18 protein-coding genes are annotated in these 19,704 nt (G+C 47.9%); 11 read left to right on the top strand and 7 right to left on the bottom strand.

Going from position 1 to position 19,704, the window contains the following annotated elements; translation table 11 throughout:
* The first annotated feature begins 62 nt into the window (after positions 1-62).
* From ACO0LI_RS13415 to ACO0LI_RS13405, 3 genes are all read left to right on the top strand, one after another.
* Positions 63-410, top strand: coding sequence for an STY0301 family protein (locus ACO0LI_RS13415; protein ID WP_423032959.1), 348 nt, complete (start codon positions 63-65; stop codon positions 408-410).
* Between the two features lie 136 nt (positions 411-546).
* The gene (locus ACO0LI_RS13410; protein WP_423032958.1) at positions 547-1,536 is read left to right on the top strand and encodes a tetratricopeptide repeat protein; all 990 of its coding nucleotides are present in this window, start codon (positions 547-549) and stop codon (positions 1,534-1,536) included.
* A gap of 407 nt (positions 1,537-1,943) precedes the next feature.
* A complete protein-coding gene (locus ACO0LI_RS13405) occupies positions 1,944-3,293 on the top strand; it encodes an MFS transporter (RefSeq protein ID WP_423032957.1) in 1,350 nt (449 codons plus the stop codon).
* A gap of 39 nt (positions 3,294-3,332) precedes the next feature.
* Here the strand turns inward: ACO0LI_RS13405 and ACO0LI_RS13400 are convergent, their stop codons facing one another.
* Positions 3,333-4,031, bottom strand: a complete 699-nt coding sequence (locus tag ACO0LI_RS13400) for a M949_RS01915 family surface polysaccharide biosynthesis protein (protein WP_422951519.1) — start codon at positions 4,029-4,031, stop codon at positions 3,333-3,335.
* A 20-nt stretch (positions 4,032-4,051) separates the two neighbouring features.
* Positions 4,052-4,768, bottom strand: a complete 717-nt coding sequence (locus ACO0LI_RS13395) for a M949_RS01915 family surface polysaccharide biosynthesis protein (RefSeq protein WP_423032956.1) — start codon at positions 4,766-4,768, stop codon at positions 4,052-4,054.
* A 256-nt stretch (positions 4,769-5,024) separates the two neighbouring features.
* Between ACO0LI_RS13395 and ACO0LI_RS13390 the strand changes: the two genes are divergently transcribed.
* Positions 5,025-5,240: a hypothetical protein gene (locus ACO0LI_RS13390; RefSeq protein ID WP_422951521.1), complete on the top strand. Its 216-nt coding sequence runs from the start codon at positions 5,025-5,027 to the stop codon at positions 5,238-5,240.
* 520 nt (positions 5,241-5,760) lie between these two features.
* Positions 5,761-7,482 (top strand): methyl-accepting chemotaxis protein, encoded by a 1,722-nt coding sequence (locus tag ACO0LI_RS13385; RefSeq protein ID WP_423032955.1) that lies wholly within the window; start codon positions 5,761-5,763, stop codon positions 7,480-7,482.
* Between the two features lie 30 nt (positions 7,483-7,512).
* On the opposite strand, the gene ACO0LI_RS13380 is transcribed toward ACO0LI_RS13385, so the two are convergent.
* Positions 7,513-8,736, bottom strand: coding sequence for a M20 family metallopeptidase (locus ACO0LI_RS13380; RefSeq protein ID WP_423032954.1), 1,224 nt, complete (start codon positions 8,734-8,736; stop codon positions 7,513-7,515).
* Positions 8,737-8,772: 36 nt separating this feature from the next.
* Positions 8,773-10,032 (bottom strand): allantoate amidohydrolase, encoded by a 1,260-nt coding sequence (locus tag ACO0LI_RS13375; protein WP_423032953.1) that lies wholly within the window; start codon positions 10,030-10,032, stop codon positions 8,773-8,775.
* Positions 10,033-10,336: 304 nt separating this feature from the next.
* On the opposite strand from ACO0LI_RS13375, the gene ACO0LI_RS13370 reads away from it, so the two are divergent.
* From ACO0LI_RS13370 to ACO0LI_RS13350, 5 genes are all read left to right on the top strand, one after another.
* Positions 10,337-11,653, top strand: a complete 1,317-nt coding sequence (locus tag ACO0LI_RS13370; protein WP_423032952.1) for a C4-dicarboxylate transporter DctA — start codon at positions 10,337-10,339, stop codon at positions 11,651-11,653.
* Positions 11,654-11,804: 151 nt separating this feature from the next.
* Positions 11,805-12,509 (top strand): GntR family transcriptional regulator, encoded by a 705-nt coding sequence (locus ACO0LI_RS13365; protein WP_423032951.1) that lies wholly within the window; start codon positions 11,805-11,807, stop codon positions 12,507-12,509.
* 127 nt (positions 12,510-12,636) lie between these two features.
* Positions 12,637-13,065, top strand: coding sequence for an SMI1/KNR4 family protein (locus ACO0LI_RS13360; protein WP_423032950.1), 429 nt, complete (start codon positions 12,637-12,639; stop codon positions 13,063-13,065).
* Positions 13,066-13,106: 41 nt separating this feature from the next.
* Positions 13,107-14,153 carry a tetratricopeptide repeat protein gene (locus ACO0LI_RS13355; RefSeq protein ID WP_423032949.1) on the top strand — a complete coding sequence of 349 codons (1,047 nt, stop codon included), beginning with the start codon at positions 13,107-13,109 and terminating at the stop codon, positions 14,151-14,153.
* A 350-nt stretch (positions 14,154-14,503) separates the two neighbouring features.
* Positions 14,504-15,025, top strand: a complete 522-nt coding sequence (locus tag ACO0LI_RS13350) for a hypothetical protein (RefSeq protein ID WP_423032948.1) — start codon at positions 14,504-14,506, stop codon at positions 15,023-15,025.
* Positions 15,026-15,371: 346 nt separating this feature from the next.
* Here the strand turns inward: ACO0LI_RS13350 and ACO0LI_RS13345 are convergent, their stop codons facing one another.
* The 3 genes from ACO0LI_RS13345 to ACO0LI_RS13335 all read right to left on the bottom strand — a co-directional run bounded on the left by ACO0LI_RS13345 (position 15,372) and on the right by ACO0LI_RS13335 (position 18,151).
* On the bottom strand, positions 15,372-15,776 hold the full coding sequence (locus ACO0LI_RS13345; RefSeq protein WP_422951529.1) for a hypothetical protein: 405 nt from the start codon (positions 15,774-15,776) through the stop codon (positions 15,372-15,374).
* A gap of 102 nt (positions 15,777-15,878) precedes the next feature.
* Entirely contained in the window at positions 15,879-16,373 is a 495-nt protein-coding gene (locus ACO0LI_RS13340) for a hypothetical protein (protein WP_423032947.1), read from the bottom strand.
* Positions 16,374-16,459: 86 nt separating this feature from the next.
* Positions 16,460-18,151 (bottom strand): tetratricopeptide repeat protein, encoded by a 1,692-nt coding sequence (locus ACO0LI_RS13335; protein WP_423032946.1) that lies wholly within the window; start codon positions 18,149-18,151, stop codon positions 16,460-16,462.
* Positions 18,152-18,499: 348 nt separating this feature from the next.
* Here ACO0LI_RS13335 and ACO0LI_RS13330 point away from each other — a divergent pair, with 348 nt between their 5' ends.
* Entirely contained in the window at positions 18,500-19,597 is a 1,098-nt protein-coding gene (locus tag ACO0LI_RS13330) for a hypothetical protein (protein ID WP_423032945.1), read from the top strand.
* The last annotated feature ends 107 nt before the right edge of the window (positions 19,598-19,704 follow it).

The following is a 19,704-nucleotide window of genomic DNA, read 5'->3' as shown; positions in this document are numbered from 1 at the left end:
ATCGATGTGATAAGCTGGAGCAAGCTTTTTGCCACTTTTTTGTTACTTAAGATGGAGATACTGTGCGTATTAATTTCAAGTTGAAAAGCCTCGTTTGCGCATGTCTGACACTCAGCATGCTACAGCCAGCATTTTCTGCAGAGATTTGCCCACGTCGGGACGCGTCAATTCCGGTCTCGGTTACCGTCTTCGACGGTACACCAGAAGAGCTTGCCAGTCTGGTACCAGAAGAGAGCGGCAAGAATTCAGGTTATTGGTTATTGGATTCTGTCTATGATCAAAAACGTTCTGTTACGGTGGTATGCAAATACGCTGACGGACATGTTGAGCGGGTTGATCTCAAACAAAGGGTCAGCAAATGCAACTATCAAATCAATAAAAAAAATCAGTTTAGTATTCAATGTAAGTAAATGCTGTCATCACTGGTGATTTTTCGCAAGATCAGGCAACAGGCTGTGTGATGATTTAGTGTACGTAAATTGAAGGCCCAAAAAAGTGGAAATACTTTTTTAGGTTTTTAATTGAACTGAGAAATATATTCTTTATATGCAAAAACTGCATATCTATCCAATGACAAAAAAGATTTTCAACGCATGCTGCATTTTGTTAATTTCACTTAACTTTGTAAGCGCGCCAAGTTACGCCGATATTAACAAAGGTGCTAGTGCGTATGCCCGCGGGAATTATGCTGGAGCATATGCAGAGTGGCTGAGTTCGGCAAATAAAGGCGAAATGATTGCCCAATATAATATGGGGACATTGTATTTGAGCGGCAAAGGGGTTGCGAAAGATATGAGCAAAGCGCGTGAATGGTTTACTAAAGCAGCAAAGCAAGGTCACGCAAAATCTCAATACAATCTTGCAGAGGCGCTCAGGATAGGCGTAGGCGGTCCCGCACTTCCAGGAGAAGCATTCTCATGGTACCTGAAAGCTGCGCAGCAGGGACTGGGCATCGCACAGTGTTATGTCGGTATTGGCTATGAAGCTGGTGAGTTAATAAAAGCCGATATGGCTGAGGCTGTGGCGTGGTACCAGAAGTCAGCAGCGCAAAATGATGCTTGTGGTGAATATCACTTGAGCAGTTTACATTTTTCCGGCAAGGGAATAGAAAAATCAGAAGAAAAAGCCATCGTATTATTAACGGATGCCGCTAGTAAAGAATGGCCCGCGGCGCAGTCTGATCTGGGATATTTGTACATGTCTGGGAAAACTGTGAAACAGGATTTCTCCCAAGCTTTAAGCTGGCTTGAAAAAGCAGCCCTGCGAGGCGATGCCGTCGCTTTCGCAAATTTATCGACCATGTATGCAAATGGCACTGGGGTTGAGAGAAATTTTGTTACCGCATACGTCAATATTTTGATTGCATACAGACTGGCCGCGCAAGACAAAGAACGCAAGGCCTATGCTGCGGGACGTGACGATCTTGCCAGTAGTATGTCAACAAAAATGATAGCGCAAGCAGATAGTCTGGCAAATAACTGGCATGAAGGCGACCAGTTGCCAAAGGCTGCAGCCGTGATTCCGTTGGATAAATAGTTGTCTGGTAAATATAAAAAATCAATACTGAAACAGGAAAAGACCGTACTGCCACATAGTCAAAAAAGATGACCATGTCCGCTTACTTGCCATTCGTCCTTTCATCATAAAACGGCTGGCTGGCTTTGAGTTAGTCGATGTAAATTGTGTGTTATCGTACAACATAGATTTTTGTAAATAAGGCAAATAATTATCCCCTCAAGTTCAAGGCGGCGATTTTTTACTATGAATCGTGCAAGTAATTCCAGCTGCAAGTGTTGAATTTTTGAGAACAATATTCGTTACAATCCATAGTTGTAGGACGTCCTATAACAATGTATAGTTTTAGATATATTTAATCCGGCATTGGCATGGCTCCATTTCTATGGCAGCAAACGATATCGAAAAACTATATAAATGGGGACAGGATGGACGCGCAAGCATTAGCAGCAGGCAGGCAGAACAGCCAGACACGCACAGGAACCCGCTGGGGTATCTTGTTGATTTTATTTATCGTAACGACCATCAACTATGCTGACCGCGCATCCATCTCCATCGCCGGGCCGGAATTAAGCAAGAGCCTGGGTCTGTCATCTGTGCAGATGGGCTTTATTTTTTCAGCGTTTGCCTGGTCTTATGTGCTGGCGCAAATCCCTGGTGGGTGGCTGCTCGACAGATATGGTTCCAAGGGGACTTATTTTTGCAGTATCTTCCTGTGGTCATTGTTTACGATGCTCATGGGTCTGGTGGGCTTTTTGTCTGGCGCGGCGGCGATTGCCGTGCTGTTTGCGCTGCGCCTGCTGGTTGGTGCGGCAGAGGCGCCATCGTTTCCTGGTAACAGCCGTATTGCTTCTGCCTGGTTCCCTGTCAGTGAGCGCGGGCTGGCGGCAGCGATATTTAATTCTGCCCAATATTTTGCGACAGTGATTTTTGCGCCCTTCATGGGCTGGATCGTTCATCAATGGGGATGGCCCAGTGTGTTTTATGTCATGGGTTCGCTGGGCATCATGATGTCTGTGGTCTGGAAGTTCAAACTGCACGACCCGCAAACGCACCCGCGCATCAATGCCGCAGAACTCCAGTACTTAAAAGATGGCGGGGCCTTGATTGATCTTGAGACTGCGCACCAGACTAAAAAAACAGAGCAGCTTGATACTGCTTCTATCATCAAACAATTGCTGTCCAACCGCATGCTGCTGGGGGTGTATATCGGCCAGTATTGCATCAATACGCTGACGTATTTTTTCCTGACCTGGTTCCCTGTCTATCTGGTAACAGAGCGGCACATGACTATTCTCAAAGCAGGTTTTGTCGCAGCCATACCCGCCATCGCAGGTTTTATTGGCGGGGTACTTGGCGGTATTATTTCTGACCGCATGATCAAGGCCGGTGTGTCTTTGTCGAAGGCCAGAAAAACACCTATCGTCATCGGCCTGCTATTGGCGATGAGCATGATCTTCTGCAATTACATCAGCACAGATGCAATCGTCATTGCGACCATGTCGCTGGCATTCTTTGGTAAAGGAATAGGCGCTCTCGGTTGGGCGGTAGTTTCTGATACCGCGCCAAAAGAAGCGGGTGGCCTCAGTGGTGCATTGTTCAATACTTTTGGTAACGTTGCCGGTATTACTACGCCCATCGTGATTGGTTATATCCTGCAAGCGACGGGTTCATTTGCCGGTGCCCTGGTTTTTGTCGCTGCCAATGCTGCCATTGCCATTTTTTGCTATGTGTTTATTGTCGGTGATATCAAGCGCATGGAATTCAAGCCAGCCTAAGGATAAAAAAGAGGGTAGCGAATTCGCCAGAAGCTGCCCTCAAAATTCCTTGTAAGGCTCGCGCTTTTTGAGCGGCATATAGTTGTGCTTGTGTTCAAAGGCGAAGAGCTTGTCCTCGGACATCTTCTTCATTTTCCTTGCCAGATATTCCTGTACGGACTTTGGCAAGGAAAAGAAATTCTCGCTCGCCGTGGTGAATGCATCACCATGATATGGCCCGGTGCTTGCCCTTATCACGACTTTTTCTCCCTTGTACAGCATGATGATTTTCAGGTGACCAAAGTAGGGGTCGTAATTTATCTTGGCATCGTCATCAAGATAGAAGCGATAAACCAGGATGGGCTCTATGCGGCCATCGCCATCTATGTCGGCAAATTCGATCAGCTTTTGCCTGAATGCGACCCCGGTATCATTCCTGGCGGCCTTGTCGCGGATGATGATGGGATTTGTAAGAGACTGGTCATCTTCTATCCTGAACTGATATGCGGCAATGTTGTTTGACAGGTTTTCACTTTGGTATTCGACATCCTGTTCTTCCGCCAGGTACAGCACATAATTACCAGTTTGATCGCTGTAGCAATAGTGCTGGCTCACCGGTAATTGTATGTTCAGTTTTTTGAGGGTGGCCGGGTGCATGAGCATGGCGTCGTTTTTGCAAATGGTATTGGCACCTTTGCTCTGTGCCCAGGCGAAAGGGCTGGAACATGCCAGCAAGAGCAGGAATAAACCTGGTTTCATAAAAATTTTATGGATGGCCATTATTTTATTTTTGCTTTTATGGATTTGCTCACAGGCTTGAATTGATAGCTGTTATCAAAGCCGTACTGATCATCCCTGTACATCGCCGCCATCTTTTGCACCAGGTGTTTTTGCAATGTAGCAGGCAAGGCAAAGAAATTATCTGTCGACGTGGTTTCACGTTCGCCATCAAGGTCGCCAGTGACTGCGCGTATGACGACCTTGCTGCCCTTGTATAGCATCACGATCTTGATGCGGCCAGAGTAGGCGCTACGATCTGCCAGTCCGTCATCGCCCTTGTTATAAAAGCGATAGACGATGATGGATTCGATGTTGCCATCTTTGTCTATGTCGCCGATTTCTGTCAGCTTGCTCCAGAATTCCATGCCCGCTTCATCAGCATTCGCCTTGTCGCGTATGCTTGCAATACTGCTCAGGGATTTGCCGGCTTCTATCTTCAGCAGGTGCGCTTCTACGGCGCGGGACAGTTTTTCTTCGCCTTGCTTTATATTCTGCTTTATATCCTGCCTTACATCCTGCTTTTCAGTCAGATAAAGCACGTAGTTGCCAGACTGGTCGCTATAGCAGTAATGCTTGAACACCGGCAGGACGATGCCGGATTTTTTCAATGTCTCAGCCTGTAGCAGGCGCTCATCAGTGCAGGTGATTTTGCTGTCCTTGCCCTGGCCAAAAGCGAGCACAGGTAACAGGAAAAACAGAGGGAGCAGATATTTCATGGCAGCAGTTGACGCTATTCGCGCCTTATTGATTCTTTGATCAGGGCGATTAGCTTAGCAAGAAAACTCTGTAACACCTGTATTACTTTGTTGCAGCGACAGTTTTTGCGGGTGCTTTGCTTCCCGGCATTGCTGTTCACCAGAGCAGGGTGTGGGCATGACAAATGTCATGCAATACTGCTTACAGCCGCTACTTATGCACCTGACTTTACTTCCCTATACTGGAGTCTCCATCAACCAAGCAAGGAAAAACATCATGTCCGATATACTGTCTTATTCCCAAATCGTTCCCCTCGGTGCATTTGCTGTTGCCATCGCTTACTCGGTCTGCCATGCCTGGATCAAGACCAGCCAGCACGAAACTGACTTGCAACAGCGTACTATGGAACATCAGGAAAAGATGAAAGCCATGGAACTCGAAATCGCCCGCAACCAGGCCGTAGCGGCAGACAGAAAAAATCAGTTGGCCTGAACCAGTTTTTCATGGAAGCGATCAAGCGCGTGCGATATGGACGTAAACACAAGCATCAGCGTCGCACGCTATTTGAAATTCAAATTCACCTTTGCAGCCTTATCTTGTTCATTATTCACTATTCTGTATGCAGTTTACTGTTTGGATAACCACGCCAAAACCCGGTTCAATTTGAGGAACTGAATTCTGGTCATTCCCCAGCCAGACCAAGCTGCATGCCAGCCTCCATTTCCCCCTAGCCAAGCAATGATGTAGTTTCTGCATCTCCATTTCCGGTGGTCATCTTTTCAATTTTGAAAAATGATTAAAAGTGACTATTAGCCGCGAATGCCGGAACAGTTCACCAACTCTCAGAGCCCTTTATTGCTCAAGCGTGAAATCTTGTGTCGTGAGATTGCATGATGGCAATTGTCCGCTACTATAGTTTCAACTTTGCCTGATGACTCCATTTTTCACGTCAGCATGAGTCTGTTGTGCAGGCCAGATTCAACTCGAAATCAATGTTGTACTGAGGTATTCAATGAAAAATTTCTCGATCTCTTCCCGCCTGATTGCCACTTTTGGTTTGGTGCTGGCTTTGCTCCTGCTTATCTCTGGGGTATCTTATTTCAAGATGTCTTCAATGAGCGAGGCGACAAATGAAATCACCACCGACTGGTTACCCAGTGTTGAAGTAGCCAATCGCATTGACACTCAAATCGCTAATTTCCGCATGCTTGAATTCAGGCACGTCCTCAATACGGACGATGCTGCTCTTGATGCTCTGGACAAGCGCATGGCTGCGATGTTGGCAGTACTGGACAAAGAGAATCAGTCTTACGTAAAACTGATCAGCAGTGAAGCAGAAAAAAAGTTATACACCGGTTTTGCAGAAAATTGGGCTAGATACGCGAAAGTTCACGAGCAAGTAGTTGCCCATTCAAGAAAAAAAGAAAATGATGAAGCTAAGGTATTGCTGGAAGGTGAGGGCAAGAAATTTTTTGATGCCGCCAGCGAATCACTCGATAAATTAGTTGAGCTTAATCACGTTGGCGCAATGGAGTCTGGCAAATTAGCAGAGGCATCATTTTCTGCCGCAAAATTGACACTGTCAGTCGTCACTTTGTTCGCTATTTTACTCACTGTAATTAGTGGCTACATGATCATCCGTGCTATTACTCAACCCTTGTTGGTTGCAAGACGGGCGGCAGAAAGACTCGCTATTGGGGATTTGAGCGAGAAGATCATTGTCGATTCCAATAATGAAATTGGCCGGGTTTTGCAAGCCATGCAAAGCATGCAGGACAGCCTGGCCACCATCGTCAGTCAGGTGCGTACTGGTGCCGACACCATTGCCGGTGCCTCGACAGAAATCGCCACCGGTAATCTTGATTTGTCTTCGCGTACCGAGCAACAGGCAGGTTCGCTGGAAGAAACCGCATCGTCCATGGAAGAACTCACTTCCACCGTCAAGCACAATGGCGACAATGCCCGCCAGGCTAATCAACTCGCTGTGTCAGCAGCAGATGTTGCCACCAAAGGTGGGCAGGTGGTGTCGCAAGTGGTGGACACCATGGGTAAGATCAATGAGTCATCCAAAAAGATCGTGGACATCATCAGCGTCATTGATGGCATCGCCTTTCAAACCAATATCCTGGCGCTGAACGCAGCTGTTGAAGCAGCCCGTGCAGGCGAACAGGGGCGTGGGTTTGCGGTGGTCGCATCAGAGGTGCGCAACCTTGCACAACGTTCTGCCAGCGCCGCCAAAGAAATTAAGGATCTGATCAATGACTCGGTAGAAAAAGTCGGTATCGGCAGCCGCCTGGTTGATGAGGCTGGAGCGACCATGGCCCAGGTCGTTTCCAGCATCAACAGCGTGACCGACATTATGGGTGAGTTGACTGCAGCAGGGCGCGAACAGGAAGCCGGCATTGAGCAAATCAACCGGGCCGTAACCGAGATGGACGCCGTCACCCAACAAAATGCAGCGCTGGTTGAAGAGGCGGCAGCAGCAGCAGAATCACTACGCGATCAGGCAGGTGGCCTGGTGCAACTCGTCAGCACCTTCAAGCTCGATAGTGCACATACAGGCGCCGTGACCACAGTGCGTAAAGCGGTTGGCAATGCAATGTCCGCCAGCACCAACAAAAGCGCACGTGCCTTGCCTAACGCTAAAAACCAGATGGCTGTAAAAAGGGCTGACCCAGCACCAGTGAAACAGAAAGCATCTTCAGCGAGCAAAGATGATTGGGAAGAATTCTGATTCACTGATCTTCTGAATTGCACTTTTCTTTTATTGCAGCAAATCTTGCAATGTGCGTGCAATCACCTTGGTTGCACGTCTCAAATCTTCGAGATTCAAACGCTCATCTGCCCGTTTCGCATGGGACTCGAGCACGGTACGCGGACCTGCACCATAGATAACGCCAGGTATGCCTGCTTCCGAGAACAAACGCACATCGGTATACAAAGGCGTACCCAGCGCAGGAATCGCTTCACCAAACACAGTTTCGCCGTGTTTTTGTATCGCCTCTACCAGCGGCGTATTACCCGGCAATGGCCGCATGGAATTTGCCAGCAAGATGCGTTTGACATCCACGCTGATACCTGGCAGTTCAGATGCTGTGTCGCTGATGACTTTGCGTAATGTCGCTTCGACTTCTGCCGGATTTTCTTCCGGTATCATACGGCGGTCCAGCTTGAATGTGACGCGGCCAGGGATGACATTGGTATTGGTGCCGCCTTCTATCGTGCCCACATTCAAATAAGGGTGGGTAATGCCTTCGACTTTCGATGTGACTTGTTTGTACAAGGTGTTTTGCGCATACAGCGCATTCAGTATCTTTACAGCGGCCTGCAAGGCATCAACGCCAGAATCAGGGATCGCTGCATGGGCCATCTTGCCATGTACCGTCACCTCCATCTGCAGGCAACCATTATGCGCAGTGATAACCTGGTAAGAGAAACCGGCGGCTATCATCAGGTCAGGTTTGATCAGTTTATGCTTGAGCATCCAGCCCGGGCCGACTTCGCCGCCGAATTCTTCGTCATAAGTGAACAGCAACTCCAGTGTGCCCGCCTTTGGTTTTGCAACCGCTTCGAGGGCACGCAGGGCAAAGGTGTAAGTCGAGAAATCACATTTGCTGACAGCCGTAGCGCGGCCATAGATATTGCCGTTTTCTATTTCACCGCCGTAAGGGTTCTTGGTCCAGCCTTCGCCTGGTGGCACCACATCACCATGGGCATTCAGCAATACCGTCTTGCCGGGACCGTATTGGCGGCGTACCAGTAGGTTGGTGATGCTTTGCAGGCCAGCGTCTTTGACTTCACTATCCGGTACTGCATGTTTTTCTGCGCTGATACCCATGTCTTGCAGCAGATCAGCAGTGCGTTCTGCATGCGGTGCATTATTGCCGGGTGGGGTGTCGGTAGGAACACGTACCAGTTCTTGCAGGAATTTGACCTGTTCGTCAAAGTGAGTGTCTATCCAGGCATCAAGTTGTTCGTAGTTATTCATGGTGGAGAGCTTTCATGGTGAGTGTGACTGGGCGTCTTATGTTTGACGCCTCGATTGAAAATGTTCAACAAAATGAGCAAAGGCTTGGGCAGCGAGTGCGGCATCTTCTGCCGTCATGATTTCATCGGGATGATGGCTGATGCCGCCGTTGCCGCAGCGTACAAACAGCATGGCAACATCGCAGATGGCTGCCATTGCCATCGCATCATGTCCTGCGCCTGAGGGCAGGTGGCGTAAAGCTACATCGCATTCAGTAATAGACTTGGCCAGTTGCTGTTGCAGCCATGGCGCACAAGGCACGCTGGCAGCTTCATGGGTTTTGCGCAGATTGAATTGCACCTTGCGGCGTGCGGCGATGCGCTCGATCTGTGCCAGCACATCGGCCACGGCTTGCTCGCGTACTGCATCCTGCTCTGCTCGCATGTCTATCGAAAATACCGCCTTGCCAGGCACGACATTGGCCGCACCATTTGGCACATTGAATTGCCCGACCGTGCCAACCAGGCCAGGTATGCCCTGGCAGCGCTGTTCTATATACAGACCGGTTTCTGCTGCGGCCATGGCGGCATCACGGCGCATGCCCATGGGGGCAGTGCCTGCATGCCCTGCAAGGCCTTCCACCTCGACCATATAGCGGGTGGCCCCGGATATGGCTGTGACCACGCCCAGCGCCAGACCTTCATTGAGCAAGACCGGTCCTTGTTCTATATGTACTTCGACAAAGCCCAGTACGCTGTCCGGGTCGTAAGCGGCCTTGGCCAGCCCGGCTGGATGAAAGCCTGAAGCCGTCATCACTTCGCGCATGCTCGCGCCACTGTCATCCAGATTATCCAGCACGGCCATATCAAACGTGCCTGCTGCAGCGCGGCTGCCCAAGAGCGTGGCTTTGAAGCGCACACCTTCTTCTTCTGCGAAACCGATGACCTCTATCGCGAACGGGAAACGCTTGCCCGCCGCATGCCATTGCTCTACACAGGCCAGCGGCAGCAAGATACCCAGGTTGCCGTCATATTTACCGGCATTGCGCACCGTATCAAAATGCGAGCCGGTCAGCAGGGCGGGGGCGTTGGGTTCGGCGCCTTCATAGCGGCCTATGACATTGCCTGCCATATCGCGCCGCACGTTCATGCCGGCAGCGCACATCCATTCAGCCAGTTGGGCGGCGGCATTGTGGTGCTCGGGGGTCAGGTAAGTGCGCGTCAACATGCCCGGTGTTTCGGTATGTTGCGCCAATACGTCAGCCCTGCTCATGATTTGCGAGCCACAACTCGCGTAGGAATGCATCTTGCTCGACATGCTGGTCTCCTCCTTTGTTAGGTATCTTGTACAGGCTTCATAGTGAGCTGTGGCTGTCCCGGCTTGTCTTGTTATGTATGCCGCATTTACCTGGTCGTGAGAGCTGCCGTTTTACCTGTTTTTTTTGGATTCTACTATTGAATTCATTTATTGCATACAAAAATTGGATGCAGTATATTTGATTTCAGCTCGCTTCCTGAAAAGCTGGCTTGATGGTGAGGTCTGCAAGAATTTTCGTATATATATCAATGAGTTGGAGTTGAATTTCAGTAAGTAATAATAACCAGTCAATCAGGAGGTAATCGTGCAGCGTATCTACAAATCACTTTTTGGTCAGGTGCTTATCGCCCTGGCAGCCGGGATACTGATAGGGGTCTTGTACCCCAGCTTTGGCGTCAGCCTCAAACCCATAGGCGATGGCTTCATCAAACTGATCAAGATGATCATCCCCATGATCGTTTTTTGTGTTGTTGTCCATGGCATTTATGGTGCAGGTGAACTCAAGAAAGTAGGGCGCGTCGGCCTCAAGGCCCTGATTTACTTTGAAGTGGTGACCACGATTGCACTGGTATTGGGCCTGGCACTGGCTTTCATCTTCCACCCCGGTGAGGGCATGAACATAGTCCCCGCCTCGCTTGATGCCAGCACCCTAGGCACTTATGTCGATAATGCCAACAAGGTCAAAAGCGCTGGCTTTGCCGAATTTGTCATGAAGATTATCCCGACTACGGTTGTCAGCGCCTTTACCTCGGGTGACGTTCTGCAGGTCTTGCTGTTTTCGTTGATCTTTGGCTGCGCCCTGTCACTGGTCGGTGAAAAAGCCCGCCCCATCGCCAATATGATCAGCAGCCTGTCTGAAGTATTTTTCAAGTGCATGTCCTTCATCATCAAGCTCGCGCCCCTGGGCGTGTTTGGTGCAATTGCCTTTACCGTGGGCAAATATGGGGTGGGCTCATTGAAGCAACTGGGTTTGCTGGTGATCTTGTTTTACGCTGCCGTCATCATTTTTGTGTTTGGCATACTCGGTGCGATATTGAAAGTTGCAGGCTTCAATATCTTCAAATTCATCAAATACCTGCGTGAAGAATTGCTGGTCGTGCTGGCAACAGCATCGTCTGACTCTGTCCTGCCACAGGTAATGAAAAAACTGGAATACATGGGCATCAAGGACACCACGGTGGGTTTGGTGATACCAACCGGTTATTCCTTCAACCTAGACGCGTTTTCCATCTACCTGACATTGGCCGCCGTATTTATCGCCCAGGCCACCAATACCTCGCTGGCGTTCTCAGATTTGCTGGCGATACTGGCGATTGCCCTGGTCACTTCCAAAGGCGCGCATGGTGTGCCTGGCTCCGCCATAGTCATCCTGGCCGCCACCTTGTCTGCCATACCAGCTATACCGGTAGTGGGCCTGGTGCTGGTGTTGTCCGTCGATTGGTTCATCGGCATCGCCCGTGCTCTCGGTAACCTGATCGGCAACTGCGTTGCTACCGTTGTCGTCGCCGCATGGGAGAAAGACATAGACAGAAGCCGCGCCCATGCAGTGTTGAATGGCGATACTGCCGCGATTGCCAGTTATGATCTGGCGAATAGCAAGGCAGAACTGGCGGCGGGATGATGCTGGTTTTCATACACTGACTGCGCCAGGTCAATATAAGTTGAATAAAAATAACGCCCAAGGATGGAAATCTTTGGGCGTTATCCTTATCAGGTTACAATTTCGCCTTAGCTCATCATGCAGCACGCTAGCTCCACAGGTAAATAAGAATATGACCGCCACCACCAATCCAGCCCAGGCAGATCAGGCAGACAGCTCAGAAGCCATCGCCCTAGACATCACCACGGCCATCGCCGAGCAAAGGCTGCCGCCCGGCACCAAGCTCAGGGAAGAGGCACTGGCGCGCATGTATTCCGTCAGCCGTACCAAGATCCGCGCTGCCCTGGTCATGCTGGCCAAGGACAAGCTCATTGACCTCGTGCCAGAAAAAGGTGCCTTCGTCAGCAAGCCCAGTGAGCAGGAAGCGCACGAGATATTCTTTGTCCGCCGCATACTCGAAGCTGCGCTGGTACGCGAATTCATCGCCAAGGCAACAGCAGAAGATTACGCCCGCATAGAACAACACCTGATCCAGGAACGCCAGGCCATCAGCGACAACAACGTACAAGAACGCTCAACCCTGCTCAGCGACTTTCACATCCTGCTCGCCAAAACCGCTGGCAATCAGGTATTGACCGACATCCTCATGAAGCTCGCAGGCCGCAGCTCCCTCATCACCATGCTCTACCAGTCCAGCCGCGACGCCAGTTGCTCTTCGGACGAACACGTAGAATTCATCAAGGCCGCAAAAGCCGGGGACGTAGAAAAAGCCGTAGAACTGATGTCCCATCACTTGCACCATGTTGAATCGGCGCTGCAATTCAAGGAAGTGGCGAAGAGTGACAAGAAGGATTTTATTTCGGCACTGCTGGCTTGAGTGAATTGGGTGGCTTGGGTTTTAGTGTGAAAAAGCGATTCTGGAAAACCAGGGTAACAAGCAATGTTCACGCGTTCTTAAGCGTATTTGCGATTATTTAGAGCTCATCGTTGGCTGGAGTCATTGAATGACGATTGACTGGGAATCATTTGGAATAGAGAAGAAATCATCTGTCGATTCACGGATTGTGTCTGCAGTACAGAAAAAACTAAATGTTATTTTCCCTGACTCGTATGTAGATTTAGTGATGCATTCTGACAGTGCGTGTCCGGAGATTTCTACATTTGAATACCAGAAAGAAGAGACATGCATTAGTGAATTTTTTGAGTTCACTGATGAAGTCAGGCAGTTTACTATTTCATGGTATGCACGACCCCACGGAGTTTTTAATCTACCGGAAAGATTTGTTCCCATAGCGAGAGATGCCGGAGATTATTTGATTTGTTTGAATTTTAATAAAAGTTCGCCTACGGTTGAGGTATTCGATCCAGCTTCGGGACAATCATTTTTCGTAGCCAATAGTTTCAGTGAATTTGTGAGCTTGTGGCATGAATAACGGTATCTACACGACCCGAGCAACTCTGATCATTGAACAACATGCGCAAAACAAAAATATTATCCAAACTCAACACCGAAAAAGAAAACCGCATCAAACAGCAATTCCCATTTTTGCAGAATATAGAAGATAGCATCGATCACGGCAATATGGGGCGCGTTGGCATGCTACAGAAAGAAATCAAGATGAATAGGCATAAGGTGGTGAGGCTTTTGAGCCCTGTTTTACTAATGACGGTATTCGCTACTGCTCAGGCTCAGTCCGGCGGATGCGCAATGACATATTCTCCACGAATGGGGGTTGAGGCTTTAGATGAATGTGCAGCGACGGTTCTGGCAACTGATACGCAACAATTGACCGCGTTAGGGGATATATTTTTAAATCGCAGGTCTTCAAGCTCAGATCGACAAAGAGCCATTTCTTATTACACATTAGCTGCTCAAGCAGGAGATGCAATAGCTCAGGTGAAACTGGGGCGAGTGCTTAAGGAAGAAAACGCACCTTCAGAAATATGGCTGCCTTGGATCGAGAAATCGGTGATGGCTGGTAACCGTGACGCGCTTGAGATGTTAACCAGTCATGGCTGGCTCAACGTCAACAATGAGGATCCCAATGATAAAGCCAATAAACAATTCTATTTGCAGACAATAATCAGGCTCATGGCGCAAAGGAATTTTGACGACCAGAGCTATTGCGATCTTGCTATCCGCATAGGGTATATGTATTACCACGGAATCGGTACTACAGAGAATCACCGGGAGACAATAGTGTGGTACGAGCGAGCAGGAAAAAGGGGGGCTTATAAGCCACGGTGGTCTGTTATTAAAATGTACCAAATCGGTGATGGCGTACCTGGTAATCCAAGAAAAGCAGAGCAGTTGCTGAAATTATTCCTCGAAGATCAAAAAAGTTTTTTTGTTGACCATCCTGCAGAATATGTAAACTGGTTGACTTCAGCCGCAAACATAGGAATTTCATCAGCAGCATTTCGCCTTGCGAATATATACGAAAAAGGAACTTATGGTGTAACGGCGAATAGTGCCACTGCCAAGCGCTGGAGGAGGCAGGGTCAGAAAATAGATGAATAATCACGATGGAAATTCCGTGCTGGCTTTGAGAGCATTGCTCAAGTTTTGATAATTTGCATGCAATAGCCATGACATGATCTGATCGTTTTCCGACTTTAAGACCGCGATTGTTAGATCAATCCTGTAGATACGATCAGCTTTGCGTAATCGTACACATGTTTACTCAGTCGGGGCTCTTGGTTGGACGCACAGTACAAATTACGCAGGCATCAAGCTTGAGATCGTTATGGCTGTTTCAGCGGTTGATATGTGTACGATTACGTTTCACTAATCGTATCTACACGACCTACATTTCATAGAAATTGACGACGTAATCGTGCACATTTATGCACCCCCGATCATCGAACAACATGCGCAAAACAAAAATATTATCCAAAGTTAGCATCGACAAAGAACACAGCATCAAGCTGCAATTCCCATTTTTGCAGAACATAAAAGAAAATATTGATCACGGCAATATGGGGCGCGTTGCCACCTCTGTGTTTGACCACTGGATCACTTGCGAGAGCGAGTATCCTCTATTGGATAATATAGACGCCGCTGAACAAGAAAACCGGAATAAGAAATTTCTGTCACACTGGGCTGCGATATTTGAAGCTACCGAGGTGTTCACGGTTCGTTACCGTGGTCAATGGCCACAAAAAGAGAAACTGGTCATCAAACAATATACCGACAAGGCTTGCTATCTGACGCAATGCAAGCAGAAAATGCTCAGCACGCCATTCCAGTTTCTCATCTTGCCGGAGTTTGATAGTCTCTACGTAGCATCGTGGGACGACACCCATGTGCTTTATTTTAATGACCGTCTGAGGGCTGAACCAGTTTTACGGCTTGCAGAAAAATCTGGATTGCATGTCCTGGAATACGATTAAATCAGGCTCAGCCTGTGTAGATACGATTAGCTTTGCGTAATCGTACGCATGTTGATTAACTCAAGATGCGTACAAAGAAATTCTATTCACAATTTCTAATTGAATCAGGAGTGATGAACCCGACAATCGCTGAAGCGCCCTTCACAAATCTCGCAGGCGCCAAGCTTGAGAGCGCTATGGCTGTTTCAACGATTTACATGCGTACGATTACGTTTCACTAATCGTACCTACACGAGTTAATCATTGGATTGATTTTCTCAAATCACTTACTCCCTATTCAAAGAATCAACACCAGCATGTGGTTGCCCTTGGGGGATCAGGCCAAATCTGTCACTCATGCGATGTTTCACTTTGAAGGCCGGTACATATAAGAAAATGCCAAAATAAGAAAACCAAAAATTGTCATGACGAGCCCCATTTTCACGTCTCTTTTTTCCCAAGGCCATCTGTTTTTTGTATAGTCATTCGCTAGATAAATGATCCTCATACTTCGTCCACCATGCAGGGTTTGCGAGGTAGCTTGATCAATGCTTTTCGTCACAGTATACTTTTCGCCTCGTTCTGTGACGAGTGTCAGGCGAACGTTGTTTTGATTGCTAGCTGGCCCAGAAATTTTCTCCAGTGGTTCAACCTGAGCGTTTCTTCCGAGGAGCTCGAAGTCGCGATTTTCGAGATAACCTCCCACTCCCTCATATAAACCCAGTGCAGAAAAACAGAAACCTAAAACACGAATTCTTCCAGCGAGTGACATGATTACTACATCCTTTTAAATATTTTTGAAATTTTATGAAGCTGCAAACCACCATGAGATGCGCAGGTTTGCATGCGTGCGATTACGTTTCACTAATCGCACCTAAGTCTGCTTAAGGCTTTGCGTTGTTGAAATTCCTAAGGGATGCAAAATTTTTTCAGCAACCCGCAAGTGTTTATCACATTCCAGAGCATTCATTTTTAAACCACCGCAAGCTTCCACATAACTGTTGTCATCCAGAAGGTCGGCTGACAACGCATATCGAACTGCCGCATACAGCACCGCATCTGCCTGTCTTAGCTTTCGCGCAGACAGTGCCAGAGCTTGTATAATAAATTGGACGTCAGAGACCATTTCAGCAATAGTGAGAATTGATAAGCAGCCAGCCATGATAGCGTCATCATTGGCAACAAGCATTCGTTGCTGAAGTGCTTTTTCAAATGCTATGAAGTCTGGACTATTCTTTACTGCACTCCAACTATGTTTGCTTTTTTCTTGCTCAATGAGTGAGTGAATTTCTGGAAATAAATTTTGTAACTCAATATCTGTACATGCTGGCATTAGTTTTGCAGTAGCTAAAAAATTTAGATTATCCATTAATAGTCACTGTAATAGAGAGTCAAAAACAGAGCTGCGCTGAAGCGCAACGGCTTCTGTTTTTTAGTGAGAGGCCTGTAATATGGTCAGCTTGATGTCACAGGCGCAGCAGGTGGTAATGCCGCCATGAGCTTCTGCATTTTCTCCAGATAAGCACTGGCTTCTGCTGCCACGTCTGCATCCGGGTAGCGTTGCAAGATCACCTTCACGATGGAAATTGCCTGCGCATATTTGCGGAAATGGTCGCCAGACAGGCGGGCGGCCAGCATGTATACGGCGGGGATATCTGCATGCTTGGGGTTCTTTTTGTCAAAGCCCTGTATCAAATTCATCGCGCCCTTGAAATCATTGCTCGCAAAAGCACTGCTGGCAACTTGCAGGATATCGTCAGGCTGCACTTCAAAAGCCTGGTCGCGGTTTTTGAGTTCGCTCAGCATGTGCATAGCTTTTTCGTGATAACCGGCTTTGCCCAACACCAGCATATAGCGTCGTGCCTGTTCGCAGATGCGCTTTTCATCGCCTTTGCGCAGCAATAACTGATACAGCTTTTCATTCAGGGTCAGGTTGCCACGCTCGTAGCGCATTTCATCTTCCAGTATGCGCAAGGCAGCATCCAGTTCACCTCTCATCAAGAGTGCGTCGATACGCTGTATGAACGGGTCAGAAGACGCAGGCGCTGGATTATCCTGCGCCTTGGACTGCTCCCTGTGCGTATCAAAATCCACTGCCACAGGCAAACCGAGTTGTTGATGGTATTGATACAGCACATAGCCCATCATCGAATAGGTTGCCAGGATCAAGTAAAAATTCAAAAAAGTCATCAGCGGCACGCTCACGAAGGGCGACCAGGTAGCCGGTATCAGATGACGCAAGCCTTCTATGCTCAACAAAACTGCACCAAAGATTGCCCATACCACGAAATAGGAAGCACCCATACCACGTATGAAGAACAGCGCCGTCGCAGGGTTGAGGGCACGCCAGGCATTGTCTTCAATCGCCAGCACCATCACCGCAGCGGGTATGGGCAGGGCAAACAGGATGGCAAGCACATAAAACCATTTGGCGAAATGCACATCCGGCGCCATGAATTTATCCATCCTGCTGCGCGGCTGGTTGCTGCTTTCTTCTACACTATTATCTTGCGCACCGGCTTGCTTACCATAGGTCAGCTCCGCCTCACGCATGGCAATGCGCCGGGCTGCTTCATCACTGCCATCGCTGCTGGCCTTGGGCGCAGCCATATCATACTGACTGAGGGCTTTAGGTTCATCCGGGTCGGCGCTGTCGTCATCCTCATCTGTTGGCGCAGGCCTACGGGCAGGGGAGGCCTCATTGCCCGCTATTGCCGCCAGCGATGCTGCCGCAGGCATTTGCACACTTGCGGCACTGGTTTTGGATGAGATCGCAGGTGCATTCGCATCCGGCTTCATGGCATAAGTGCCAACCACGACCATCAAGAGAAAATATAGCAAGAACACCAGGTTCTGCTTATAGGGGCGTTTGTCTTTATTACCCCAGACAGTAATGTCATCCCATTTTGGATTCAGTTGCCCCATCGACGCCATTTCCATGACCGCATAGGCATAGCGCAAAAAGAACAGCATCAGCAAGCCGCGAAACATGCCAAACGCAAACACCGTCACGACACTCAGGGCCGACAGGCCCGCAATCATGATCAGCGGTGCAGGCTTGAAAGGAAACAGCAAAAACGCAGGCAGGCGCTGCAAAAATGGCGTGATATCGTCTTGGTAAATCTTGATCTGGGGTTCTGTGGACATGGTTTGAATTATTGTTATGCGCTGTAAAAGCGTTGTATAGGTGCGGGAGGTGCGGGCAACCCGGCAATATAAACGTAGTCAGGGTTGTGTGCAAGGTGGTTGCTGGAGGGAATGATTTTGTGGGGGAATATTAGTTGCTATGGGCAAATTCATTGCCATCCGCGATGGCTTTGGCATATCTAGTTGATTAAAGCACAGTTGACATAGGACTTATGTACGACTACGTGTCACTAATCGTACCTATGCGTACTAGATATTTATGTCACGCCATTGGGTTTTAGTTTGCTAATGATTAGTAATTAATTGCAATTTATAATAAGTAAATATTAATAAGTAGATGAGGGTGTAATGATTGATCGTGACCAAGAGACAATGGACTTTAAGGTAACTGCGTTAAATCCAGATGGTCTGAAATGTAATAAAAGCATTTCTAGTGTATGGGTGAGGGAAGAAGCATATCTTATTAGCAGGTCTGATTATTCTAGAACTTTGATACGTGATGTTGAAATTGGACAGGAAATTCTGGGTCGTTGTGAAAAAACTGGTGAAGTAGGGTATCGCAAAGTCAAGAATGTATTTGTCGCAGAAAATGTGCCGACTTATCTACTTTATTTTCAAAGTGCGGATGAGAAAAATGACGATATATTTACAATGGAAACATCTGCGAACACAAATTTATGGGTAAGTGAGCAGGGATGGGTAAGCTTAATAAATTTGCGAGCTGGCGATAAAGTCGAATCCTTGGATCACGCTACCTTTTTGGACTTATTTAAAGCCAATCGAAAGTCTATAACTGTAGAAAATAAAAAAAATACAGTTTTTGCAGTAAAGGCCACCGGTATGTTGAGAAAAATGTACAGTCTCGAATTGGAAGATTTTTATACCTATAGCATATATGGGTCTAATTTATGGTTACGCGATGCCTTGGAAATGGAAGGTTTCTCTCCAAGTAGGGAAACTAAATCACCACTAGATGCATTAAGAATTTGTGGTTGTAGCGGAATGGGAGAACAGCAATATGTTTTGAATGAAGAACATTTGCAGTTAGAACTTAGTATTGTACGAACCACCACGAGGCTAGTATCGCGTTGTGATAAGACTGGCGAGCAGACCTTTAGTCAAGTTCGCCACATCTTACATCACCAGGGAATTGAAATTTGTGATGTTTTTTATACGCATAATGGACAAAAAAGATGCGCCGGGATGTCCTATGCGCAGGAGTTACTTGTTAAAGGGCGCGGTTGGGTCCGGGCAACTGATCTTATTCCTGGTGATGTGTTCGAATCTGGACCCGGTAATGTTACAGTTGTAGATTACGTGCAAACTGAATGGGGTGGAGAACCAGATGATTCCAGTTTTTTTTCGTTTATTTTGAACGGCAATAACAATTTTTGCTTGGGCTGGGACGGCGAATTGTGCGCACGCGGATTTAGATTTGATGTCTGAATTCCGTGTGAGGTGGCTTTTAATTAATATCCACTTAACTTAATAGCCTATTCCAGGCGCACATCAAAAAAGGACTGATGTGGCAAGTTTAAAAGACCTGTTGTTGT

The sequence above is a fragment of the Undibacterium sp. Tian12W genome (assembly GCF_049339405.1).
Taxonomy (GTDB): domain Bacteria; phylum Pseudomonadota; class Gammaproteobacteria; order Burkholderiales; family Burkholderiaceae_D; genus Undibacterium.
Note: the sequence above shows the minus strand (reverse complement) of the source record. Positions and strands in the feature narration are given on the sequence as shown.